At 46.4% G+C, this 23,129-nt stretch carries 23 protein-coding genes and 1 pseudogene; 10 read left to right on the forward strand and 14 right to left on the reverse strand.

From position 1 onward, the window contains the following. Window positions 1–736: 736 nt before the first annotated feature. A complete protein-coding gene (locus ELS82_RS01635; RefSeq protein ID WP_134833923.1) occupies window positions 737–1,651 on the forward strand; it encodes a LysR family transcriptional regulator in 915 nt (304 codons plus the stop codon). A gap of 150 nt (window positions 1,652–1,801) precedes the next feature. After that, window positions 1,802–3,229: a DUF1214 domain-containing protein gene (locus ELS82_RS01640; protein ID WP_134833924.1), complete on the forward strand. Its 1,428-nt coding sequence runs from the start codon at window positions 1,802–1,804 to the stop codon at window positions 3,227–3,229. A gap of 85 nt (window positions 3,230–3,314) precedes the next feature. On the opposite strand, the gene ELS82_RS01645 is transcribed toward ELS82_RS01640, so the two are convergent. The 3 genes from ELS82_RS01645 to ELS82_RS01655 form a co-directional block, all read right to left on the reverse strand. Then, window positions 3,315–4,757, reverse strand: coding sequence for a DUF1254 domain-containing protein (locus tag ELS82_RS01645; RefSeq protein ID WP_134833925.1), 1,443 nt, complete (start codon window positions 4,755–4,757; stop codon window positions 3,315–3,317). Window positions 4,758–4,848: 91 nt separating this feature from the next. Continuing rightward, window positions 4,849–5,499, reverse strand: coding sequence for a Crp/Fnr family transcriptional regulator (locus ELS82_RS01650; RefSeq protein ID WP_134833926.1), 651 nt, complete (start codon window positions 5,497–5,499; stop codon window positions 4,849–4,851). 88 nt (window positions 5,500–5,587) lie between these two features. Beyond that, a complete protein-coding gene (locus ELS82_RS01655; protein WP_134833927.1) occupies window positions 5,588–6,739 on the reverse strand; it encodes a DUF1254 domain-containing protein in 1,152 nt (383 codons plus the stop codon). A 232-nt stretch (window positions 6,740–6,971) separates the two neighbouring features. On the opposite strand from ELS82_RS01655, the gene ELS82_RS01660 reads away from it, so the two are divergent. From ELS82_RS01660 to ELS82_RS26860, 3 genes and pseudogenes are all read left to right on the forward strand, one after another. Continuing rightward, window positions 6,972–7,682, forward strand: a complete 711-nt coding sequence (locus ELS82_RS01660; protein ID WP_244230739.1) for a hypothetical protein — start codon at window positions 6,972–6,974, stop codon at window positions 7,680–7,682. 162 nt (window positions 7,683–7,844) lie between these two features. Then, window positions 7,845–8,762 (forward strand): LysR family transcriptional regulator, encoded by a 918-nt coding sequence (locus ELS82_RS01665; RefSeq protein WP_134833928.1) that lies wholly within the window; start codon window positions 7,845–7,847, stop codon window positions 8,760–8,762. A gap of 201 nt (window positions 8,763–8,963) precedes the next feature. Next, window positions 8,964–9,119 (forward strand): annotated as a pseudogene (locus ELS82_RS26860) (SAM-dependent methyltransferase); the annotation flags it as partial. 94 nt (window positions 9,120–9,213) lie between these two features. On the opposite strand, the gene ELS82_RS01675 reads toward ELS82_RS26860, so the two are convergent. The 10 genes from ELS82_RS01675 to ELS82_RS01720 form a co-directional block, all read right to left on the reverse strand. Next, a complete protein-coding gene (locus tag ELS82_RS01675; RefSeq protein WP_134833929.1) occupies window positions 9,214–9,903 on the reverse strand; it encodes a 4'-phosphopantetheinyl transferase family protein in 690 nt (229 codons plus the stop codon). A 329-nt stretch (window positions 9,904–10,232) separates the two neighbouring features. Then, window positions 10,233–11,549: an amino acid adenylation domain-containing protein gene (locus tag ELS82_RS01680; RefSeq protein WP_134833930.1), complete on the reverse strand. Its 1,317-nt coding sequence runs from the start codon at window positions 11,547–11,549 to the stop codon at window positions 10,233–10,235. Next, window positions 11,543–11,788 (reverse strand): acyl carrier protein, encoded by a 246-nt coding sequence (locus tag ELS82_RS01685; RefSeq protein WP_134833931.1) that lies wholly within the window; start codon window positions 11,786–11,788, stop codon window positions 11,543–11,545. Before ELS82_RS01685 ends, ELS82_RS01680 begins: the two co-directional genes overlap by 7 nt. Further along, a complete protein-coding gene (locus ELS82_RS01690) occupies window positions 11,770–12,681 on the reverse strand; it encodes a hypothetical protein (protein ID WP_134833932.1) in 912 nt (303 codons plus the stop codon). Before ELS82_RS01690 ends, ELS82_RS01685 begins: the two co-directional genes overlap by 19 nt. A 13-nt stretch (window positions 12,682–12,694) precedes the next feature. Beyond that, window positions 12,695–13,471: a glycosyltransferase family 2 protein gene (locus ELS82_RS01695; protein WP_134833933.1), complete on the reverse strand. Its 777-nt coding sequence runs from the start codon at window positions 13,469–13,471 to the stop codon at window positions 12,695–12,697. An 8-nt stretch (window positions 13,472–13,479) separates the two neighbouring features. After that, a complete protein-coding gene (locus ELS82_RS01700; RefSeq protein WP_134833934.1) occupies window positions 13,480–14,709 on the reverse strand; it encodes a hypothetical protein in 1,230 nt (409 codons plus the stop codon). Between the two features lie 12 nt (window positions 14,710–14,721). Next, entirely contained in the window at window positions 14,722–15,384 is a 663-nt protein-coding gene (locus ELS82_RS01705) for a hypothetical protein (RefSeq protein WP_134833935.1), read from the reverse strand. Window positions 15,385–15,532: 148 nt separating this feature from the next. Then, a complete protein-coding gene (pyrF, locus tag ELS82_RS01710; protein ID WP_134833936.1) occupies window positions 15,533–16,366 on the reverse strand; it encodes an orotidine-5'-phosphate decarboxylase in 834 nt (277 codons plus the stop codon). Beyond that, window positions 16,356–16,961, reverse strand: a complete 606-nt coding sequence (gene tmk / locus ELS82_RS01715; RefSeq protein ID WP_134833937.1) for a dTMP kinase — start codon at window positions 16,959–16,961, stop codon at window positions 16,356–16,358. Before tmk ends, pyrF (ELS82_RS01710) begins: the two co-directional genes overlap by 11 nt. Then, on the reverse strand, window positions 16,954–17,661 hold the full coding sequence (locus ELS82_RS01720) for a hypothetical protein (protein ID WP_134833938.1): 708 nt from the start codon (window positions 17,659–17,661) through the stop codon (window positions 16,954–16,956). Before ELS82_RS01720 ends, tmk begins: the two co-directional genes overlap by 8 nt. Window positions 17,662–17,997: 336 nt before the next feature. On the opposite strand from ELS82_RS01720, the gene ELS82_RS01725 reads away from it, so the two are divergent. The 5 genes from ELS82_RS01725 to ELS82_RS01745 are packed head-to-tail and all read left to right on the forward strand — an operon-like array spanning window position 17,998 to window position 21,579. Then, complete coding sequence (locus ELS82_RS01725) at window positions 17,998–19,152, forward strand: aminotransferase class V-fold PLP-dependent enzyme (RefSeq protein ID WP_134833939.1); 1,155 nt, start codon at window positions 17,998–18,000, stop codon at window positions 19,150–19,152. 9 nt (window positions 19,153–19,161) lie between these two features. After that, entirely contained in the window at window positions 19,162–19,869 is a 708-nt protein-coding gene (gene pyrF, locus ELS82_RS01730) for an orotidine-5'-phosphate decarboxylase (protein ID WP_134833940.1), read from the forward strand. Between the two features lie 44 nt (window positions 19,870–19,913). Further along, window positions 19,914–20,255, forward strand: coding sequence for a hypothetical protein (locus ELS82_RS01735; RefSeq protein WP_134833941.1), 342 nt, complete (start codon window positions 19,914–19,916; stop codon window positions 20,253–20,255). Beyond that, entirely contained in the window at window positions 20,252–20,731 is a 480-nt protein-coding gene (locus ELS82_RS01740) for an MATE family efflux transporter (protein ID WP_134833942.1), read from the forward strand. The genes ELS82_RS01735 and ELS82_RS01740 overlap by 4 nt, the downstream gene beginning before the upstream one ends. Then, window positions 20,683–21,579 (forward strand): polysaccharide biosynthesis C-terminal domain-containing protein, encoded by an 897-nt coding sequence (locus ELS82_RS01745; RefSeq protein WP_134833943.1) that lies wholly within the window; start codon window positions 20,683–20,685, stop codon window positions 21,577–21,579. The genes ELS82_RS01740 and ELS82_RS01745 overlap by 49 nt, the downstream gene beginning before the upstream one ends. A gap of 252 nt (window positions 21,580–21,831) precedes the next feature. Here the strand turns inward: ELS82_RS01745 and ELS82_RS01750 are convergent, their stop codons facing one another. After that, the gene (locus ELS82_RS01750) at window positions 21,832–23,019 is read right to left on the reverse strand and encodes a hypothetical protein (protein WP_134833944.1); all 1,188 of its coding nucleotides are present in this window, start codon (window positions 23,017–23,019) and stop codon (window positions 21,832–21,834) included. Between the last annotated feature and the right edge of the window lie 110 nt (window positions 23,020–23,129).

Here is a 23,129-nt window from a genome sequence, read left to right on the forward strand (position 1 = left end):
GTATTACTCGCTGCAAAACAGCGAAAACCTGAACGATGGACTGGTGATATCAGGAACTGTAAGCCAGTTGGCGAAGTCCACCTAAATCCAGAAAGAGAAGCTGCTTAATAAGCGAGCAAATGATGGCAACTATCTTGAAAAACACCGTATCTGGCCTTTTACTTTTCTAGTAGCTGCGTAGCAGACTTTTTCTAATCACCTCAAGTACCCTAATTGAAATGCCTCTGCTCACTAAAGCTCAACTTACTACTGCCCCATTGCTTCTCAGCCCCACTGAACGGAATCCTTCGAACGCTCTAGGAAAGACCGAACTTATTTAAGCCATGTGTACGGGACCTATACGGATATTTTCGGTAGTTTTCTCCCAAATTTCTCTTTAGATTCACACTATAATATGACACTGGTTGAGTTTCATGTTGAGCGACCGCAATATGGGTAAAATGCAAATAAAGGCGAGTTCCGTCTATAGAGCGTTTGGCATTTACGTGTAGTTTTAGATATGAGGAATTCTCAGGCAAAAATTAGAATTTTGGCAGTTCAACCTAACTAAGGTGAGTCTATCAAGCCTGTAGTTATTCAGTTCCCATTCAAAATGGTATGGCCTTAATATGCTACATAGTGATCAAGGTTATTTGACGGCAAAGGAACCAATGATGGACTTATCATAAGAATACTATTTACACTGAGGGATGCAACACAGAATGAGTTTAATAATTAGGATGTTAGGAGCTAAGGTTTGGCAAAAAAATCAAACTTTCAACAGCTTGACTTAAATTTGCTGCGTACATTAGTGGTCTTATTCAAAGAGAAAAACACTCGAAGAGCAGCAGAAGTATTGTTTACCACTCAGCCCTCTGTGAGCCGTTCTTTGGCAAAGCTCAGGCACCACTTTAAAGATGAACTCTTTACTCGCACACAATATGGCTTAGCGCCTACAGATCGATGTATTGAAATTAATAGAACGTTACCGCTGCTCATGCAGACGTTAGAACAGACCTTAAGTGATACTGAGTTTGAACCGTCAGAGCTGACAGGAACGTTACGTATTGCCACCAACCATTTTCTTGGCGATAGGTATAACTCCAAACTGTTTCTGGCTATCACTGAAGCGTCACCAAAGCTAACGGTAGAGTTTGAAAACTGGAACTCAGATACCGCGTTGAAGCTGCTCAATGGGCAATTACAGGCGGGCATCAATTACTTTCCCATTGAGCTCTCTAAAGAGATATTTCAGCGCAAATTAATGAGCGAATCATTCAGTTTGTACATGCGAAGCGGACATCCTTACCTGTCATCACCAAGCTTGAAAACCATGGTTTCTTACCCGCTTGCGACCGTGCTGGTTCCTGATTGGAACTTAAAACAATCAATGACCGAAAAACTATTGCTCGATCATGATGTTGAATGTCAGTTTAAGCTTCGTTCTGAGAATATAAACTCAATCTTTCAAAGCCTTAAAGACAGCGATCTTATCTTTCCAGCGGCGCATCAGCTGTTAGACAATCGTCCACTAGAAGGCGTGATTAGCGTTGGTCTGCCCGATGATTTTAAAAATTTAGAAATGGATATTTCCTTATACATGCACGTTAAACATCGGCAGTCACCCTACTACCAGTGGTTAGCGTCAATAATGCAAAACTGTCTATCTTAGAGCTTATTTAGATATTCACTTTTGGTATAACTCAAAGCGACTTGGTGTATTAGAAATCAATCATTGAACCCCTTAATCTGAGCATAGTTAAAGAGAAGAGGACGCAAGGAAAGCGACCTGAATCTGATTGTTCACACTAAGGTACATACTATGAAAAAAACGCTGGTTTCTATTGCTCTGTCTTCGGTTGTTTTCTCTGGCTTTTCAATGGCGGAGACTCAATTCCATCAACCCAAAGTTGAGATTGTTAACGGTGTTGTAAGCCCGAAGTCTGCTGAGAAAATTTTCCAAGAGATGGATTATCAACGAGCGGTAATGCTTTACCACTGGGCAATCCCTATGGTTGGTACTCACGGATGGGAACGTGCAAACCGCATTGGTAATATTGAGAAATACCAATTTGGTTCTTATACCGGTTATGAGAATTTGACTGGCATATTAACGCCTAATCAGGTAGTCGATTACCTGATCTCTTTCCCTGTTCTGGATGAGCCTTTGGTATGGGAAGTGCCAGCCGGTTTTAATGCGGGCATGGTGATGGATTATGCACAGCAAACCCAACAGCAAGTCGGTTCAGTTGGCCCTAACCGAGGTGAAGCAGAGAAGATACTACTCATTGGCCCTGGTATTGAGGTACCTGAAAATACACAAGGGTATGATGTAGTTCATGTGCCTACGCGTGTTGCATTTTTAGGGACTCGCAACATGGTTCAAGACCCTAAAGACCATGCTGAATTTAATGAAAACATTAAGCTGTACCCTTATGGTCAAAAAGAGAAAGCAAAGCAACTGATCCCGGTACTTGCTGAAGACACAGAGGATGGTCGTGCGCATTTACAAAGACACCCTCGTGGTATTGAATTCTGGCAGGCGCTTAATGAGATTGTGCAGCGTGAAGAGCCACAAGAGCGTGATATTTTATTTTTGGACATGTTAAAGCATCTTGGCATTGAAAAAGGCAAACCGTTTGAACCAACGAAAGCACAACAAGCATTGCTCGTGGCCGCGGAAGAGCAGGGATTTGTCAACGCCTCTGTTAATTCGTATTCATCACGCTTAAAAGGCTTTAAGTTTTGGGAGGAGAGCAACTGGTACCTACCACTTACTGTCGACCCAACCAATCAGCATCATGACCTCGATGGCAAGGCTTCTTGGTACTGGGAAGCGATCAGCTCAGCCCCTGCAATGGTAACCACAACGCCTGGTGTTGGTTCAACGTACTTAGGTATTTACAGTGATGAAAATGGCCACGGATTTGATGGATGTGAAACTTACAGTCTTGATGTGCCAGACGGTATTCCAGCAAAACAGTTTTGGACTATGACTTTATACAATAACGAAACGCGTGCACTGTTGTTGAACGAAACAATGAATGCAGAACTAGGGAGCTTATCGAACCTAGTGATGAATGAAGATGGCTCAGCAACGTTGACATTTTCTCCTGAACAAAATGGTGCAGAAAACTGGATTCAAACAAACTGTGGTGAAGATTGGTTCGCTTGGTTCCGCTTGTATCAACCAGAGCAAGCGTATTTTGATAAAGACTTCTTCTTACCGAATGTTAAGAAAGCACTATAACGTTGGCTGGTAACGTTTAAATGATGAAAATGCCAACGTATCGAATAGTCCGTTGGCATTTTTTAGTTCAGAAATAGTTGGGTTTTTAGCTGTCTATTTTTTCTAAATCGTTAAGAACAAACTGACCGTTAAAGAAGTTCGTTTCTGGCCCATATAGGCGGAACAGTAAGAAGAACTCTTCACCTTTGTTCACTTCCATGCAGTTAACTTTCCCTTCGCAGTTTGCAGACCAGTTCAGTGTTGCTGTACCGTCGTCATTAAATACGGTGGCTGGCTCGTTTGAGGCGATTCCCACGGTATCCGCACCAATAACATAAGCGCCAGTATGAGTGCTGTAGGTCAGTGCAGACCAAAAACGTTTGGCAGGTACGTCTGATTGCACAGTCATTTGATAGTCAAAATCACCGTTTAGAATCAAGCCATTTTCATCGTGTCCGTTTTTTATGTAAGTAGTTGATTTACTGTCAGCAAGGCTGGCTGGTGGAGCAAAGTAGAAATAGAATGTTGTACCGCGTGATTGATAGTCGTTCCAGCTTGGATCAACGTAAGTCGCTTCTGTCGTCATCATTGTTCTAGGAACAGGCAATGTCCATTGAGCTTTATCACCCCATAGGCGTGGCGCGTAAGTGGCGACATCATGTTGGACTTCTTGATGCAGTTGCAGCGTTGCTTGTTCAAAGAATTTTACTTGCTCTGGCGTTGGATTAAACTCTTGCCCTTTTTCTATGCCTAGGCTTTTCATCATGCCATAGAAGGCTTTTTCATCGGCCTTAATCACTTCGTCTTGAATGCGCTGATTAACGACTTCCCAGTAGCTCATATCAAATTTAATGGTTGCGTCATAAAGCTTACCGAACCAGTCAATATGCTGAGTCTGTTTGTGTTTCTCGCCATAAGGGTAAACTTTGATCTTTTGAACATACTCAACGTGTCGATCCATATCTTCATCAGACGTCGTTGCTGTTAGTGAACGCATTGATAGGTAGCCACGATAGGTATCATAATGAATCGGGAAGTAGCCTTGTGGAACTTCACCTTTAAAATTTGGACCGATTAGAAGGTACTTTCCACCGGCTCCTTTGTCTTCGCCGTCTGGCCCTACATCTGCAATTGGTTTATGCCACGAATCGAGAAAGGTACCAAAAAAGGCATTAGCATTCGTTGCTTCTGGTAGCTCGACAACCACAGCATCATGCTTAGCTAAGTCATGGTATAGGTGGACGTATGGGCTATTGTTATTGCCCGTGACGACTTGAGCCTGTTCATTCATTGGGCGGCTGTAGTAGAAAACAGTTAAGTCATCACCGTTAAAATCTTCAATGGCGCGTGTTGCCATCGCATCGTACATCACTTGTGGCATGATCCAGTGTCCCGCTTCCACCGCTCTTCTTAAAAAACGAGTTTGTTCGATTTCTTGTGCTTGTAATGCTTGTTGTTCGAGTTGGTTTTCAACGCTCGCATGCACAGGGGCTAGGGCACCGAAGGATGTGATTGTCGCAATGGACAGAGCAAGAATAGATTTACGCATTTGGGTACTCACTTATTGGTTGTTTCGTGTGTTGCAGAGACTTTAACAAGTGAGTGCTTTTTCAATTTCGCACGCTGCGAATTTCAGATGATTAAACGTCGCTTTTTAATAAAGTCACTTTCCCATACCCTTGAATCAATCTATTTTCTTCTTCGAGCTTTTTCATCATACGAGAAATTTTATGGCGACTTGTGCTGAGATAAAGGGCGAGCTGATCGTGCGTGATAATAATGGATGCGTTGGAATCTTGAAGTTGCCCTAATCGTTCAATAACTCGTTCTTCAAGTGGCTTGGTCGTAATGCTGTCGAATTTATAGTACATGGTACGAAGCCGACCAACGACGTTGTGACAGATGAATTGGTGTAGCTCATGGCTTATCGTTGGATCCTGCTTTAACTGGGCCCATGAGAGGTTAAACTCAATGACATCAGTTAAGGCTGTTACGGTATAGGGAAGGGGGAGTCCATCAATATAGGCGGCGTCACCGTACCAAAATCCATCGCCACATTTCTCGACGATGACATAGTTTCCTTTCTCATCGATGTAAGAGACTTCTACTTTGCCGGAGATTAATAAACCAATGCGGTTGGGAGTGTCTCCTTGACGAAAGACGTGGCTTCCCGTTTTATGATGTTGGGTTTTATGTTGAAGAGAAAAAAGTTTGTGTAGACGTGGGTATAGGTCTGGGTTGATGTACTGTTTTAGTAGCAGAGTGATATTTTCTGTGTCGTTGTGGGCCATATGAATAGGTTCGCTCTCCAATTGGTTGTTTTGGTTAGAGTAGCAGCAAGCCACCTGTTAAGTGGCTTGCTATAGATTAGAAATTCAATTACTCACAGAAGTCTTGAGTTGTAATAACCTTGCCCACTTGAGGCCCGTAGAAGCGCTCAACATAGTAATACGGTTCACCTGCGTTTACTGGCATCCAGTAAGTGTCATCGTTAGGATTTTCGACGCTGAACGTGATTTGGATATTACCGTCTTTATTCGGCTTGGTGTTGTACGCGTTATAGACATCTTGTGCGTTTGGCAAGGTGTTACGTGTTAATGCGCTATAACGTGTAATTGACCAAAACTCTGAAAGGTTATTTGTGTAAGGCATAGTCACCACATAAGGTTTATCGCCATTTAAACGCTTGCCATCGCACTGATTAAATATGCCCGTATAGTAGGCATGATCAACTGGCAGTCCTAGGTGACCAACAATTGCAGCAGCGCGAACTCTTGGATCTTGCGAACGAGGCTCTGTACTATCAATTGGCCCAAACATTCCAGTGTTATCTTTAACATTTTTCGGGAACCACTGGCCAGCCCATTGGAACATCGCTTTATGGTTTTCTACATTGTACCCTTGTGCTTGTTCGAGAATGCCTTGGTTTTGTGCATAGATATCATGAGTGTCTAACGTAAATTGGATTGCGTCATCGAATTTTAATTTACCAACAGTCCCGGTTAGCTTAATTTCCTTTTGGATCGCCAATGTGTTTTCTAAATCCTCAGGTGTTTTTACCTGAGTGCGAATAAACACATGTGGGTAGTCGCCACGACTTTTGATTACTGTTCCTTCAGGAATTTTGCCTTGATAGTCATGGCGAACGAATACGTAGCGGCCTGATGGGCGAATCTCGTCATAAGTGACGTAATGCTCTTGGTCGGTAATCATGATCGAGAAGTAACGATCGCTTGAAACTTCCGGTAGTTCGAGGACAACTGGACCGTTTGTTGTATCGACAACAGCCTTTGTATAAAGATGGTCGAGTGCAGGAGTAACAACAGGATCAGTGCCTTCAGTTGGTAGGGTGGTAGTATGAAGCAGAACATTGGTTCCACCCGCCTGAGCCGCCGTTTTTTTCATGTATTCTGCATGGTGGAACACTTTGTATGCGTGAAGTTCAGGCACAGTTGGTTCAGAGATATTCTGCGCAACGACAGAGCCTGTCATTAAGGTTGAAAGTGCTAGAGCAAGAGTTTTAACGTTCATAGTGTTACCCGCTATCAGTGGATGCCTACTGGCAAATGTATTGGACTGAGCACACTGTATACGGTGAAAGATGTTTAAAATAATGAATCGTTGATAAAGATGTTATAGCAAAAAGTAATATCACCGGCGATTTAAGAAATGCGTTATTGGTATAACTTGAATATCAACAACTCATTATATTAACCGAGTTAGGAAAATTAAAATGTACTTACGTTAAATCGGAGGACATTTTATGAAAAAGACAACCGCAGCAGCATTGATCATCGGCAGCTTTGCCATCCTTGCGATTCTTCCTGCAATTGCTGAAGAATCCTCTCCAGATATGAGTGACCCAACTGCAGTGTATACTTCGGTGGGGGCAGGTTATGGCACAAAAGGGCACAACCTAAAATTGGGAATACAGTTACCTGATTCGGGTGAGGGTTCTGCTCATATGATCTCATTGGAGTCTAAAGAAGGCGGGGATACCTATCGTGGTCGATATTTTAAACTGAATACGACGACAGGTTTTGCCAGTAGTATCGATGCCAATTACAACCGTTTAACCGGCGTTGCTCAGGTTTCCGCTGGTGGTCTACAAACCATTCCTATCACTGATCAATTCACCATTTATCCAAGCCTTTATTTAGGAACAATGATAGCGAACGAACGTAATGATGCTGGAGATAAAGTCGGTGTCGATTTCCCTGCGATTACAGCCACAGCACTGTTATACACTAAGTACCAATTTACTGAGAATGTCTGGTTAAATGTAAACCCTTCCTTTACTTCAAGTGTATACGGCAGTAAAACGGACGTGTTTGACTTAGAGGCATCTCTGGGTTACCAGTTTACCCCTGTTCTGAATATGCGCTTGTTTCATAACAATAATATGTCAGTGGGGACCTACAACGACGACACCTACGAAAGCGTCACTCGTTTAGAGTTTAACTACGCGCTTTAGGTATTAGCGCTGTTTAGATAAGTTTCATTTCATTATTTTCTATAAATATTAGGTTCATTTTGGGTTATGGATGACCCCTTTTTCTGTATTTGTGTGACCTCTATTTTTTCCCCTTTCTACTTTGATATATTACCTATCATATTCCTCTCCATGGTTACCCGCATGAAACAGTTAGATCTGAATCTATTAAAGGTTCTGCGTGCTCTGCTTGAACAAAAAAACACGAAGAAAGCAGCGGAAGTCCTTCACCTAAGCCAACCTGCGGTAAGTCGATCGTTGAGTCGCCTACGAGACTACTTTGATGACGAGCTGTTTATCCGCACCTCACACGGGCTAGAACCAACGGCTAAAGCGGAAGAAATAGCAGGGCGTCTGCCCATGGCGATGGATCTGCTTTACGATGCGGTGAATGGTGGGGAAGTGTTTGATCCAAGTGCTTATCACGGTAAAGTCACGATTGCTTTGAATGGGTTTATAGCACAATGGCTTGCACCAGAGATCATTACCCGGATTGTAAAGCAAGCCCCTAATATTGAGCTCCATCTCACCAACTGGGAGGCCTCAACGCCAGATGCGATTATGGATGGACATATCCATGTTGGTGTTAATTATTTCCCACTGGATCTCTCAAAGCAGCTTGTGCAGGCAAAGCTTGGAATGGATAGCTTTGTGGTGATCGGTCGTAAAGAACACCCGTTATCATCTGTGACTATAGAGCCTGAGGACTTTAAAACCTATGCCGTCGCATCGCAGTTGATCCCAAACTGGAATGAGCATCAGAATCGAACCGCAGAAGGGCTGAAAGCGTTTGGTATCACACCGAAGATCCAACTGAGAAGTGCGCATCTAAACATCATTTTAGATACGATAAACAATACCGATATTGTGTTCCCATGCTCTGAACGGTTGGCGAACAACATTTCAGAGAGTTATAAGATGTGGCGTATCAGCGATAAATTAGAGATTCCGAATGGGGAGTTTGCCGCCGTGATTTCGAACAAAACACGCAAACACCCTTTGCAAAGCTGGTTACTTAGCTGCATCAAAGAGTGTGTGCAAAAGGCTGTGCCAATCGAGTGACATGCTCTTGTAATACTGGGTACTGATTTGAGCAAGTTCTGCCATACTAAAAATAATTGATATTTTGCTACATTCGAAATCGTTCTAAAACGGAATTGTCCAATTCCTAGTTTCGACTGATTCAAGGCACACTTCATCAAAGCATCAATTGACTTACTTTTCCTCATTTAACTATGTGGCCAAATTTACTAACCCACTACACGTAGCCCGACAACACCGTTGTCAGAATCACAAGTAAGGGCTTTGTTCTCAGAGTTCAATAGTATCAGGTTCTTTGAGCGAGATGAAAAAGCCAAGATTTCGTTAGGCAGAATGAAACATTGGCATACATATTCTATGGTCTCGATGAAGCGTAGCGTAATTAACGAAAATGTAGGGCTTCAAGTCATTTTCTCTAATTTTATAAAAGCGGTTTGTGGCCTTTTCATTATTGGGGAGGTGATACGTTCAATCATGAAAACTCATTTAACAAAGTCATGACCTTACCACCAAATATGCGAAAGTGGACATCATATTTATCGCTAAAATGGATACCGATAAAGCTACGTGTAATTCGCAAGCTAATTATTTGCTGTTTGGAGGAAAAGTAGGTCACTTCGGAGTCTAAGAAGTTTATATATTGACGAACTTCACGGAAGAGAGCTTTGAAGAGACTTTCCTTAGCAGAAAATAATATAGAGAGAAGCATAGAACGTGGTAAGGGAGCCGATTTTAGAAGCTCATTTTCCTTAGGACTCATGAGTAGCGGCTCTATGTCATTGCACTGGTGTTCACTCATAATGTTTTCAATGTCTAATCCGACAATAACATCGGTTTTTTTATTCTTAACTAACGAAATAGCAATCGAGTCGGTATGAGAAATGGCGCCAATGATCTCCTTAGGCCAAACCGGTTCTCGGAACCTGCCAATAGGGATATCAACATGTCTAGAAAATTGAATAGCTCTTAGTGCATCTCGAGCGGCTAATCTACCTGCAAGAAACTCTGCTTGACGTTTTGTGACAGAAGTTTCAATAGATTTTGGAATTGCTACTTCTTGCTGAGCATAATCTGATATAGAAAAAAGTTTGATATCATAATGCCTTACTTGGATGGTTTCGCTTCCAATGTCATATGTCTCCTTATGAGAGGCAAAATTCATAAATCTCTGTCCATTTCACGTTTTAAAATGTGCTTTCTGAGTCCATACTCGAAGCACGACACTTAGTTTTGATATGGCTTGTTTCCTTGACACGCGGTGCGATGACCTTAACAAGCGATGATGATGCCTCACGGAGCTGCGGTAGAACGCAGCAGAGTTGATAATACCAATTTGTTGGTCTTCCCGCTGGGTAATAACGGGAGTGAGTCGACCAGAAAGTACTGAGATGGAAGGGCAACGCTTGGTAACGACTTAGCCAACATGACTGCCAGTTCTTCCTGGCAGTCAGCGCCATCGTGTGTTTTGTAAAACAGACATAGACGTTGATCTTAGCAAATGGCACTACATTGAGCCACATTGGCGTGGTTTAAGCTAAGGTTTTCTATTTCGGACAGCTCGATTCGATGTCCGCGGATTTTGACCTGATTGTCGATTCGGGAGACGTAAACGAAATGCCCATCCTCCATTATGTGGGCGAGGTCTCCGGTCAGGTAGACCGGTTGTTTTTCGCTTCCGGAAAGGGTGAGTTTGACAAACGATTGAGCGGTTTTGGACTCATCGTACAAATACCCCATGGCCAAACCGGAACCGGCGATGGCCAACTCGCCTTCCAGCCCGGGGAGAGTGATCGGATGGCAGGTGCTCGGATCGACGAGGTAGAAGTCTTCGCTTGGAAGGGGACGCCCGATGGGCACGGTATTGCCTTGGCGACGGCCCGCGCGCAATGCGTCTGGCGTCACTCGGAAGCACGAGCTCCATATGGTTGTCTCGGTGGGACCATACATGTTGTACAAATCAAACCCCATCTCGACCAGCTCTGTCGCCAGATTAACGGGTAGCGCTTCACCTCCGCTCAACAGTACGGTCCCCTGAGGAAAGGTAAGCCCAATCCCTGTGATACAGGAGAGCGCCGACGGTGTGGCTTGCAGATGGGTGATGCCCTTCGTTGCCACGGTATCGTGGAGTTCAAACGGGGAGAGAAAGAGGTTAGTTTTGGACAAGTATAAGGCCCCAGAGACCGTCAACGGCAGAAACAGTTCGACCAAGGAAATATCAAACGATAATGTGGTGTTCGCCAGAAATGTCATCTCGCTTGAGAGGTCCAACTCAGTGGTAAGATCGTTCAGTGTGGCGAATAAGGCTTGATGGCTGATCATCACGCCTTTCGGCACACCGGTAGAGCCTGATGTGAACAGTAGGTAGGCCAGTGTGTCAGGGCTGGATGACGAGGCCCCGACAGGAGGGCGCTCTGTGGCGCGAGTGAGGTCGGCGGGTGAGGCCAGCAATCCCTGTGACTGAAGGCTCTGAGTGAATGCGTCGTCGATGTCGGTGATGACGAGACTCAGTCGGTAGCTGCGGGCAATGGTTGTCAGTTTCTCGGACGGGTCGCCGGGATTGAGCGGCACATAGGTCAATCCCGCTTTCCAGATGCCTAAGGTCATCGGCAATAAGAAGACATTTCGTTGGCAATAAACCCCTACTAGGCAGGGCTCGTCGGCTCTTGGAACAGCCAATAAATGGCTGGCGACTACATCGGCGATGTGGGCCACTTCTTGGTACGTATACGTGCTGTCACCGTCGGTGATGCAGATGTTGTGGGGAAAATGACAAACACTGTCATCAAAGGTGTCGATAACCGTTAGCATGGTACGTCCTCCAGAGCGCTGTCGACCAGCGACCTGAGGACAGGGTAGGTCGGTGTTTGTTGAAAGGCAGTGAACGAAAAGCGAATGTTGAACGTTTGGCAAACCGCACCGAGCATTCTGACCATGGACAGTGAGTTACCGCCGCTGTTGATGAAGTCAACGTCCGGCCTGAACTGTTCGCTTTGCGTATGGGTCAGCCAGAGCGATTGAAGGGTAGTGTCTACTTGAGGATGGTGCATAGGGCCTCCTTATTGGCGGATTCAAGTGCCGAGATCTCTTGGTTTATCTGGATAGCGATGCTGAAGTTTAGGTAGTCTTCAAGTGCGATTTGGTAGAAATCGTCAATCAGAGCGGACACAGACGTAATGGCCCCCGTTAGATCCTTGAGCGTCATCGGGGCATCGTCGGTGAACAAGGCAAGCATCCGTTGAAGCAAGGCCTGAGACGCCGTGCTCAGTGGCCCATTGCGGTGCAGATGTTGCGCTTTCTTGACCCATTTGGGGCCGGTGAAACACAAGCCATTCATGGCCAAAAATGAGGAAGCAATCCGGAACACCACGCTGCGGAGCATCGAGAGGCAGAAAGGACCATTGTCCCTCGCATGTAGGGCATCGTTAAATTCTTGCAGAGCCAAAGTACAGTGACGAATGGCGCTAAAGAGCTCCAAATCGCCGGATTGGAGATGATCGAACTCTAGCTGACCTTGCAGTTGCCAGCCATTCTTGAGAATCGACAACACTTTGATCTCAAGGTCACTCATGTGCGTATTGCCGCTAGCTAATCCTGCGACAAGACTGGTGATGGCGTCAAGATTGACGAGGGTAATGTCAATTTCGTGCCCGTCCACTTCACTGAAAAACTCCGCGACCATCATGCCGCCTCCGGCGCTTTGCTGCCACAGGATCCCGTCGTCAGGGTGGTAGGGGTAGCGATGAGTGCCAGTGACGATAAGATCAATATCGGAGACTGGCGTTGCAGAGCCTTGTGGGATAGAACCGACCAGGAAAATGTGCTCACTCTCGATGCCGGAAACGGCGTCGATGTAGTCTTTGAGATCGAGTCCGGTGAGTTGGGCAAAAGCGCTGAGAAACTCGTCGGGAGAAGCAGGATGAAGAAGGTGCATAGTGTCCATAAAGTGTCCATTGTTAGGCAAAGAGGGCGGTGGCGATTTGAGTTTCCAAATCTTTAATTGTCCAGTGAAGTTGCGCTTTCATTCGTGGATTCCGAGTGAAAAAGTGGCCGTTGGCCTCAATTAGCTGTTGGCATTCAGCAATTCTCTTGGCGTAGTTTTCGGTATTGGTCTGTCGTTCATTGCTGTGGTCGAGGATATTGACCAATAAATCGGGGATATGAAGCGGTAGGTAGCCGTGCGACAGGGCTCGGATAAAGAGCTCGGTGTCCTCGATATAGCGGTATTGGTCGTCAAACAGCCCCGTGTGACTCAGACACTCTTTTTTAAACGTAACCCCAAACCCGGTACCGATACTCAAGAACTCATCGAGCAGCGCCTGGTCATCGTCCTCAGAAATGGTTGGTGCGTAGACGCGAGTCACTTGATCCCCGTTGAAGAACTTTGCACCGGTCCAACTCATGCCAATCTGGCTGTCGGTGGGCGCTAACGCACGCCAGGTTTTGCGCAGAAACTCAGGGTGACAGTGGTCGTCGTCGTCGAGAAAAGAGATGTAGTGTCCTTTTGCTGCTTGAATGCCGATATTACGTGCAAAAGCCGGTCCCCGCCCAAGGCATGAATTGATGACAGACACTCGCTGATCACTGAAGGTGTTCGGCACAATCGGTACGCTGTGGTCGTTTACGATAATGATCTCAAAGTCAGCCATGGTTTGTTTCAAGACACTCTCGACGGAAGCCTTCAGGAGCGACAGACGATTGTAAGTTGGGATGATTACTGAAAAATTCGGCATGGGGGTCCTCAATCACTGGGGGTTTCAGAGCATGGGGTTACGATGGAAGCCAATTCCGTCGCCATGTTTTGTTGAATACGGTGAAGAAAAGGGATGATCTGCAGCGCCGTCTTATTCTGCTTGGCATAATCAAGCTGGATAGTGAGGGAAGACGCAGAAAGGATCACCCCAATCCCCAAGGCGTAAATTCGCTGTGACTGATCGCCGAAGTTGGGTAAGCCCGTGGGCGTCGGCACCTCAGCCACTAAACCTTGATAATCAAATTGATTTTTGCCGTGTTCAATGATGTTTAACACCCTATTGGCGGGTGCGGATGCCGGCATCTGGCGCGGATCCAGCAACATCGCCTTGTCGATTTCTTGGCGATTCACTTGAGCGGTGGCGTTCAAGTCGGTCTGCGCGATCAGAGACAGCCGGCAGGTTTGAGATAGCCAGCCCACAATCTCTTGCTGCTGGCGGCGGCCCGAGCAAACCAGTTCAAACTCGAACTCGGGTTGGCCAAACGTGTCATAATAGGCCATCGCCAGCACCGACATCAGCGTCTCTTCGAGTCCCAGCCCCAAGCTAATTGCAAGCTTTAGCTGGTAATCAGGAGAGTGAAATCGAAAGCTGACGGCGCGTGTTTCGGTCTCCTGATTGAGTCCGGCCACCATCGGCTTAGGTGCCTGGCTATGAGGGGACCGCGGTTGAGAGCAGAGTGAGGGATTCTGCTGGAGATGGCGAATGAAAGAGCCTCGGGTGATCTCAGGGTGACGCGGCCGATCATGCTTCAGTTGGGCCAAACGATGAAAGAGCTCGTTGGTCAATAAAATCATGCTTTGTCTTTCGGCAACGGTATGGTGAATGAGAAAGCAGAAACGGCTGATGGAGGCGTTGTTTGTTGTGAAGGCGACAAACAACACAGGCGAGCTGAGTTGACCAAAGGAGGCTCTGATCTGTGCCAGCGCCTGATGGTGTGCTTCGTCGGTGTGCTCCGCCACAGGGATGACCTTAAAACATCGGCTAAGTATGGCTGGTCGGGTGTGGGCGGTGTAGTAACGGCCATCATCACTGATGGTAAGGGTCAATCCATCGTTATTGTTCACGATCGCCTCAATGATCTCGCCCATGGCCGATAGGGCGACGGGCGTCGATAAATGGTAGATCGGTGAGGTCAGCAGCCACTGATCCAGATCAGACACTTGTTGAGTGAGGAGGTGCCATTGCCTGGGATTCGTCGCAATCCGTTCAGATAACATGAAATATTCCGTTTACAATTCGTTGATGAGTTGTGATATATCGCAGTCCAAACTATGAAACTTCGATAGGTAAAAATCCAAACTTGTCCCCAGTTCATCGACTGCGGCGTGCTTGCGTTCCAGGTAACGTTTTATGCCTTCTGTGCCACACAAGTGAGCGGCGGCCAGAACCCCAGACCAACTGAGGAGCGGGGTTGCCTGGATCATGGATTGCAATTTGCTGAGACCAAAATGCTCAATAAGCACGGTTAAATGGAACTGATGTGAGGATTTGAGTATCGCGTTCTGAGCCGATGGCGTGGTCAGCGTTGAAAAGTCGGTGACGCCCTTCTTACCCGTGAACACGCCTTGCCACTCGTTAACATGTGTCACACACAAGGGCCCATAGGGTCCCTGATGAAGGCGTCGAGTAGTGCCCTTTGACCAGAGCTGCTCGTCCGCGAGGTACGAGTAGTGCTGGGGGCGCGCGGTGCTCTCGCCCGCAACGGCCACTCGTTTAGGTTGGTAGTAGCCCAAGGTTATCATGAGTTCTTCGCCAAACTGGTAACCGACAAATCCCCAGGGGTTGATAGCCTGGTACGCCAGCGCCTGGAAAGAGTGCTGATCGCTGCCCAGAAAGGCTTGCTCTATTCCTAGATTGTGGAAAAACTCCTGAACTGTGATGGTGGCCTTCATCGGTGCCCCGGTTTGCCAATGTCGGTGTAAGCAACCGGGCCTAGCACACCGGATGTGTTGGATAACCGGTCGGTGAAAGTGCTTGCGATAGGATTCATATTGCGTTGAGTCCACACCAGATTCAAAAGACAACAGGTGCTTGCTGAACTCATTCTCCATGATATTTCTCTCTCAAGTGCTTCATGTTGTCATGCCAAGTTTTGGCGTTCAGCTTGACTTGTTTTAGGTAGCTGGCAAAGTCTTCAATACCGTTGACGAGCGTAATACCTCGGGAGACATTGAGCAGCAATCCTTGCCCCTCACGGGTCATGCCAGATAGGATCACGCCTTCCAAATCGCCTCCCTGGGCACCAAACCCCGGAACCAAGAACGTGGTGTTGGGGTGTGCTTGTCTCAGCTGGGCCAGTTCCTCAAGGCAGGTTGCCCCCACGACGAACAAGCTTTGTGCTTCGTCAAACTTGGCCAACACCGCGTTAGCGATTGATTGGTATAGTTTTTCACCACTGGCGAGCAACAGATCCTGAAAGTCTTTCGAGCCGGGGTTAGAGGTTTTGACCAACACCACACAACCTCGGTCCTGGTAATCGTAGTAGGGGGCCAGAGTCTCCAGTCCCATGTAGGGATTGAGTGTGACCGCATCGACGTCATAGCGTTCGTAAGATTCGATCGCATAATTGCTGGCGGTTGAGCCAATATCGCCTCGTTTCGAGTCCAGGATCACCGGAATGGTCGGATACTCGGATTTAATGTAAGCGATGGTTTGTTGCAGTTGTTCTTCCTGTCCGATGGCTGCATAGTGGGCAAACTGGGGTTTGTAGGCCGCGGCATAATGATGGGTCGCATCAATGATGGCTTTGTTGTAGGTAAATATATCATCGCGAAAACCGTAATCACTCAGGATCGCCTTGTCCGGATCGAGGCCAATGCACAGAAAGGACTGTTGTTGTTGGATACGGTTGGATAGCTTTTCGTTAAATTTCATGTTTAATGTGGTCCAATGCTAGGTTTAATAGTTCCGCTTTCGTCATGGTGCCATCTAGGATGGAATACTGAGCGGGGAAGATGTCCAATAGCGTCTGCCTGACCGACTCCATAAACTCGATGTTTTTTTCTTCGAATTTAGCCGTGCTGCCGTCCCTCGTGCGTACTCGTTCGCACGCGACTGACGCAGGCAGATCGGTCAGGAAGGCGAAATCTTCCTCTATCACTTGAGCGTTGATTGCTTTAACAAAATCGATGTCCACCCCGCGGTGTTTGAAGTACGCCAGAGCAGAATACACATATCGGTTACAGATCACCCAGGTGCCCGATTCCAGGGCTGGTAAAATGACTTTTTCGATGTGCTCTAATCGGTCGTAAGCGGACAGTAACGCCATCGCTTCCATGCTGATCCCACGAACACCGTTATCCAGGTAGGCGCGGACATGAGGGTCATTGCGATACCGATCGGAAGGTTGTTTGGTTTGGAGAACGTCGATGCCTTGTTCCTGCAAGCAATGGGCAATCCCCTCCTCAAGGGTTGTTTTTCCTGAGCCGTCGATCCCGCAGATGACGATCAGCTTTCCTCTGTTATTCACTTGTAAGTTCCTTCGTGGCTTGGGTCATGAGTTCAATTTGTTGTTCGGCTGATAGGGCCGTTCTGGTGACGGATTGGCGTGCCTCGCTGTGAAAAATCACTCGCGTACTTGGCTTGGTTGGGGCACCGGTGATCATCAAGGTGATGGTCGCCTGATTGGCTTTTCCGGAATGAAACACGTCTTTGTGGCAATAATGAAAGGTGCCCGTATTGACCATGTACTGGGAATGGGCCATCAGGCGTGTCGAGCCAAGGTTAGTCTTAGTTTTGACCAGTCCAGAGCTCGCATCGGACACCTCATAAAGCGTCATGTCCTGAGCCGAGTCCAAGTCGGTGGCCGTCTCCCAGTTGGTAAATGTCATGCTGCCGCTGATGATGGAAGAGATGAAGTGCCAGCGGTGATTATGGATATTGGTGTCCTGCGAGCCAGCTGGCCAGAAGTGCAGTCTGATCTGCAATTCCGTTTGGCTATCTTTGAACAGAGAAATCTTGAAAAAACCATTCTCGTGCACAATACAACTTCCAGTCGGATATTGACTTTGTTTAACATGTTCTACCGTCGCATTTAATAATTCACTTGGCGTAATTTTAGATATTAGATTGGATATTTTTAACCAAAATGGAGAAGAAGGGGTATTTATTTCATGCTCTGACTTGTTATATCTTATTTCTTCAATAAGAGTGGGTAGTATATTTGTCATGTATTGTGATTGTGGTTACCATTTTATAATGCAGTTAAGTGTAATAGAATAATATAACGACCTTACTTGCGTAAATAATTAATAATTATTATTATTAATTATTTACCACATTATCTGTAAACCTTATCATAGAGTATAAATTGCAGTGTTTTAATGTTGTGTAATAGCAATAGTAATAGTCACAATATAGTAATAGTCACAATATAGTAATAGTCACAATATAGTAATAGTCACAATCAAGTTAAATAAACATTTGATTGTGGTGTAGTGTTGTGTTGTTGAAAGAGTTTGTATCAATGTCTTTTTAAGATTAATTAATGATAGTAAGGTAATAAAATGCTAGATGGACAAGGTATCTGTTATGACAACGCATCCACATCTTATCCCAAGCCTAATTTGGTGCATGAACGGATCAGTTTTTATATCAAGTATGGCTGCGGAAGCTTCAACCGTAGTGCGTTTGATGTTATGGCTCAGGCTAATTCCATTTCTGACGTTACTCGCGGTTTACTGTCCGATTTAATAAAATGTAAACCCGAAGAAATATATTTTACGTCAGGGGCGACAGAATCACTGAATTACCTTATATTTGGTTTGCTGAATAAAGGTGATCACGTCATTATTTCTCCCTGGGAACATAATTCGGTCACTCGACCACTTAATTTTCTGAAAGAAGAGCGAGATATTTCAGTAACGACTTGTCACGCCTCTCTACAGTCTGGTTTTGACACTCAGCAAATAAGTGAACTGATCCAGCCAAATACTCGGCTTGTTATTATTAACCATGTGTCAAATGTGCTGGGCATTGAATCTCCGCTCGCTGAAATCGGTGTCATCGCTAAACATCACCCCGAGATCATTTTTGCTGTCGATGCGTCTCAGTCCATTGGCAGTATTCCTATTGATGTCAGTCAAAGCCACATAGATTTTCTCGCTTTTCCCGGGCATAAGTCCTTGCTCGGTCCGTCGGGTATCGGCGGGTTCTATCTCTCGCACCAGTGCAAATCAAGGCTGAAACCCATTAAGTTCGGTGGGACGGGGATAAAAAGTATTGAACCTGTGATGGTCGAAGAGGGGCCGCACAAATTTGAAGTGGGCACGCCAAATATGTTGGGGATTGTGGGTCTGTGTGGTGCTCTGGAGCACTTATCCGCGAAAGGCATCGGGGCAATTGAAGACCACATTAAATCGCTGACCCGCTATTTGATCGACAGATTGGAGCGTATGGACCACGTCGTGACTTACCTGCCCGGATCGTGCTCGCCCCATGGGGTGGTGACGATAAACGTCCCGCCCTTGTCACCCAAAGATCTCTCGTCGATTCTGCTGCAGGATTTCAACATCATGACCAGAGACGGATTTCATTGTGCGGTCAGCGCCCACAAAATCGCCAACAGCTATCCGCAAGGCAGTGTCAGGATCAGCATAGGAACCATGACCACCACTGAGGATGTCGACTATTTCTGCGACAGTCTCGAATTAATCAAGTAAGGAGTTGCAATGAGAGTACCTGCCAAGAAATGGCCCAGGAAAACGGGCATTATGTTTGCTGTGGATGTGGAATCGAAAGCCGAAGCGTTTCGTATTTTAGATCTGATAAGTGATGATGTGGATGTGATCAAGTTTAACTACCCGCTGATTCTTAAAGAGGGGCTCAGCGTGATCACCGACATCAAAGCGCGCTACGGTATTCCTGTCTTTGCGGACATCAAAATTGCCGATGTCCCGGTTACCAACGACAGAATAATCCGATTGGCCGCCGATGCGGGTGCCGATGGGGTCATGGCGCACGGCTTTATCGGAGTGGACGCCATTCAGTCAATGCAGCAGGCCGCCCCTGAGACCAAAATTTTCCTGATCACTCAGCTGACCAACCCGGGCGGACTAGATTTTTCGGCCTCTTTTACCCAAGACTTTGCGGAAATGGCAAGAGGTTTGGGACTCGACGGAGTCCAAGCGCCGGGTAACCGCCCGGAAGTTGTTGCACAAGTGAGAGATCTCGTAGGGCCGGATCTGACCATTGTCTGTTGTGGCGTCGGGGCGCAAGGCGGTAAATATGGCCATGCGATCGCGGCCGGGGCGGACTTTGAGATTATTGGTCGTGCGATTTATCAAGCCGAAGATCCCGTGGAGACAGTCAAACACATCAAAGCGGCAACCCAGCAAGCGCTCAAAACCTACGACGCAAAGACGTTGTCTTTGGCCTAAAAAAAGAGCGCCAGTTGGCGCTCCGTTATTGGTGAGGAAAAAACGTGAACATTGATAATCCAATCAGTTATCTCGCTGAGCAAAAACAGATTGTGCTTCATGAATATTGTGCCGAACAATCCAGCCTGGCGACCGAAATGCATCTAGAGGGGACGGTCCGATTAGCTCAGTTAAAGGACACGATGGTTACCTTTGGTTATCATCCGGTCCATTTTACTCGTCTCAAACGACTGCAAGTGCTGGTCGATGGCATTTCATTTCATGTCAATGAAAGCGGCGTGATCAACGCCAATAGCATCCCCTCTCCAGACGTCTTTTTAACCGTGATGACAAAAGTGGGTGAGATGATTTCCCTCTGCATTGAACCCAAAGTCGTGGCCTTGTGATACGCACGGCGTTCAATAAAATCAACCATCCGACGGCGTTCGACATGATGGTCTTCCCCCTGATTGTTCAGGGGGTATTGACCGCGTCACTGCCATACTTTGACCTGTTACTACTATCCAAACTCGGTACAGAAGAAGTGTCTGCCGTCGCCTTATCTGGCGCGATTCTGATGGTGCTGCTGTCGATTCAGATCGGTTTTGCGCAATCAGTGATCGCGTTGAAAGGCGAAGAGGATGCCGCCAACGTTAACGCTTTTTATCTGGCCTTATCGATGGCAACCCTGCTTTCGATGTTGATGGGGCTCTCGCTGTGGCTGAACATCGAGGTGATTGTCGACGCAGTGGTCAGTAACCCGGCTCTCACCGCACTGGTCTCGACCTATCTATCGTGGCTCGTCTTCTCTCTCCCCGTGACCCAAATGACCCTATGTTGTGGTTTTTTCTGCGCAGTTATGGCAAAACCAAGATCACATTAACGGGTTTTTTGATTGAAGTGCCCATCAATGTACTGGTGTCCTATTGGCTGATCTATCCTTGGGCGATGGGGATTGAAGGTGCCGCTCTCGGGAGTCTGATTGCCCGCTTTGTTCGGTTGCTCTGGATGGGCTTTTATACGGTCAAACATATTCACGCACGACAAGGGCAGACAACTGCGTCTATTGACCGGCGAGTGATACTGAAAAAAATATCGGGTCTGTTTGGCGTGTCCTTTGCCAGTAGTGTTGGGGTGAGCGCGGCGTCGGTATTTCTTTATGCGCATCTGGCCCGCTTGCCAAGCGAGACATTTGCGGGGTATTCAATGATCATGAGCATTCAGGGCATGGCCTTAACGGTAATGAATGCGGTGGCATCAATGATTGCTGTCATGGCTAAAATGGACAATAAAAACAACCCTATGTCTGTCGTAGTGTCCTATTCTCATGAGATTGACTACTTTCTCCGCGTGTCTATGGTGTTCTTTTTCTTCGCTTCTATCGTTAGTCTATCGGTGTCAGGTATAGCGCTGGATCTGATGCTGATCAGTACGTTAATCATGGTTTCGTTAGATCTGGGGATGAAGTCACTCAGTAGCTATTTTTCTGTTGCTTATCTCAAGGTGTTTGGCTTTCATCGTGTAGCAGTGACATATGAAGTGCTCGGTAGGTGTGTTTTGCAGTCGTCGATGGTTTGGCTGCTGGTGGTCGTCGATATCCGACAGATTATTGGGTATGTCATGGCCGCGGTTGTCGCAGAAACACTCACGTTGTGCTTACTAAGAAGAGCTTTTGAGCAAAGGAAGATAGAGGCTCGCTCACGTTATCAAGGTGGTAGATTTAACCGTTAAGATAGCGCCTTTGATAACACCCAGTCTAACGCGTCGAAAGACATTGGTAAGGATGCGTGCTAACACACTAAATGAAATGATCTGCACCATCAATACTGGACACCAAATTAAGGGACTTTCCATACATGTGGTTATTCATGAATTGCTAATATTCAATATTCAGTAACTGGTTTTTGTCCAAAACTTTGTTGACGGATGTGCAATTCCTATAATCTGGTGAACGGTAGATATACTGATCGCCATTCCATTCAGTTATAGGTATAGCTTCGCAAGCTCATCCCACTTTTTCTTACCGATAACCTTGGTTAGTTCTGCAATTGAAGCTTCAGAAAGGCTGCCATCTTTGTTGTAAGTCAGAGTCGGCAATCGAGAATCTAAACTCTCCCCTTTATCCATTAAGCTCTGGTCGATAGCTTGCCAAAATGCAGGGCCCTTGACGTAGAACAGTGGGTAATATTGGTACTGTTGCTTCTTTGAGACCAGGTTATTGGCTTCTAACAGTCCCGTACTCGCAAATGGGAAGCTTTGCTTAAAGTCGTGCCACTGAGTCTGAGGACTGGCAAAGTCATACGGCGTCTTGTCTAGAGACTTGTTCGCATAGTACTCCGCAATACTTTCCGATGCCCATAGCGGCATAGTGGTGTTGAGCAAATGCATGGATTCGTGAGCCGCGATCTTAAGCAGCATCGGCATTTCATCATCTTCTAATTGGCCATTGTTTAAGATGGCATTAATCAGAATCTTATCGCTACCGGCTGCGCCACTGACACTGCCCACTTGTTTATCTCGGCTAAAGAAAGCGATATCCCACTGATTCACCGTACTGTCAGGAAATAGGCTAATGAGATAGTTCAACTGGGAGTCAAGTGCAGGCTTCCAGTCGTCCATAGTTTTTAAAATTTGCTCGGTATCTGTGGTGACCTTAATCGTTTTGCCATTGATATCGAGATCGACTGGCTTAAGACCCCAAACTACAAATAGTGGTGGTTGGTCGGCATCAGGCATCCAGCCACATTGATTGTCCGGAGAACAGACTTGCGCGGGTACAGGCTCATCATTATGCGTAGAAAAACGCGGAAGGGAGTTAAATTCACTGACAAAACTCCAGCCCTTGGTTGGCTCATAGCTATCGATTTGTTTGGCGATATCGAAGCCGTCTTGGCCTATCGCAGCAAGCGGTAATTGCCAAGTGACATGGTCACATTGAATAGGCGTTTGGTACTCAATCGCAGATTGGCTTCCATTCGCAGTAACGCAGAATAAAGCGGGCTGTGTGTCGTTAGCGAGTGTTCTTGCTGGCAGAGCGTGAAACGTGCCGAGGGCTTTTGTCTCAACGCTGACGGTTACGGCGTCAGGGCCAGTAGAAGTCGGTTCGATTTGGTATTTGAGCGTTGGTTCAGCAGAAGCAGCAAGCGCAGTAGAGAGCAATAATAGAGACATAGATAGTGGTTACGGGAGATTTGTAATATTGGTTGGAGTAGGGACGCCAACATTAGTTCAATCGAGAGTGCTCGTCATGTTGAGTATTGAACCAGTCCCCCTAAATGGAT

The organism is Vibrio ouci (genome assembly GCF_004551525.1).
Classification (GTDB): domain Bacteria; phylum Pseudomonadota; class Gammaproteobacteria; order Enterobacterales; family Vibrionaceae; genus Vibrio; species Vibrio ouci.

What these genes read in the sequence shown, in the direction of transcription:
- ELS82_RS01660 (WP_244230739.1), top strand. Translation starts at nt 6,972, where the DNA reads ATGAAAAAGACAACCGCAGCAGCATTGATCATCGGCAGCTTTGCCATC.
- ELS82_RS01655 (WP_134833927.1), bottom strand. Translation starts at nt 6,739, where the DNA reads ATGAACGTTAAAACTCTTGCTCTAGCACTTTCAACCTTAATGACAGGC.
- ELS82_RS01725 (WP_134833939.1), top strand. Translation starts at nt 17,998, where the DNA reads ATGCTAGATGGACAAGGTATCTGTTATGACAACGCATCCACATCTTAT.
- ELS82_RS01680 (WP_134833930.1), bottom strand. Translation starts at nt 11,549, where the DNA reads ATGCTAACGGTTATCGACACCTTTGATGACAGTGTTTGTCATTTTCCC.
- ELS82_RS01745 (WP_134833943.1), top strand. Translation starts at nt 20,683, where the DNA reads ATGTTGTGGTTTTTTCTGCGCAGTTATGGCAAAACCAAGATCACATTA.
- ELS82_RS01640 (WP_134833924.1), top strand. Translation starts at nt 1,802, where the DNA reads ATGAAAAAAACGCTGGTTTCTATTGCTCTGTCTTCGGTTGTTTTCTCT.
- ELS82_RS01675 (WP_134833929.1), bottom strand. Translation starts at nt 9,903, where the DNA reads ATGAATTTTGCCTCTCATAAGGAGACATATGACATTGGAAGCGAAACC.
- pyrF (WP_134833936.1), bottom strand. Translation starts at nt 16,366, where the DNA reads ATGAAATTTAACGAAAAGCTATCCAACCGTATCCAACAACAACAGTCC.
- ELS82_RS01695 (WP_134833933.1), bottom strand. Translation starts at nt 13,471, where the DNA reads ATGCCGAATTTTTCAGTAATCATCCCAACTTACAATCGTCTGTCGCTC.
- ELS82_RS01690 (WP_134833932.1), bottom strand. Translation starts at nt 12,681, where the DNA reads ATGGACACTATGCACCTTCTTCATCCTGCTTCTCCCGACGAGTTTCTC.
- pyrF (WP_134833940.1), top strand. Translation starts at nt 19,162, where the DNA reads ATGAGAGTACCTGCCAAGAAATGGCCCAGGAAAACGGGCATTATGTTT.
- ELS82_RS01700 (WP_134833934.1), bottom strand. Translation starts at nt 14,709, where the DNA reads ATGTTATCTGAACGGATTGCGACGAATCCCAGGCAATGGCACCTCCTC.
- ELS82_RS01705 (WP_134833935.1), bottom strand. Translation starts at nt 15,384, where the DNA reads ATGAAGGCCACCATCACAGTTCAGGAGTTTTTCCACAATCTAGGAATA.
- ELS82_RS01665 (WP_134833928.1), top strand. Translation starts at nt 7,845, where the DNA reads ATGAAACAGTTAGATCTGAATCTATTAAAGGTTCTGCGTGCTCTGCTT.
- ELS82_RS01685 (WP_134833931.1), bottom strand. Translation starts at nt 11,788, where the DNA reads ATGCACCATCCTCAAGTAGACACTACCCTTCAATCGCTCTGGCTGACC.
- ELS82_RS01720 (WP_134833938.1), bottom strand. Translation starts at nt 17,661, where the DNA reads ATGACAAATATACTACCCACTCTTATTGAAGAAATAAGATATAACAAG.
- ELS82_RS01750 (WP_134833944.1), bottom strand. Translation starts at nt 23,019, where the DNA reads ATGTCTCTATTATTGCTCTCTACTGCGCTTGCTGCTTCTGCTGAACCA.
- ELS82_RS01645 (WP_134833925.1), bottom strand. Translation starts at nt 4,757, where the DNA reads ATGCGTAAATCTATTCTTGCTCTGTCCATTGCGACAATCACATCCTTC.
- ELS82_RS01650 (WP_134833926.1), bottom strand. Translation starts at nt 5,499, where the DNA reads ATGGCCCACAACGACACAGAAAATATCACTCTGCTACTAAAACAGTAC.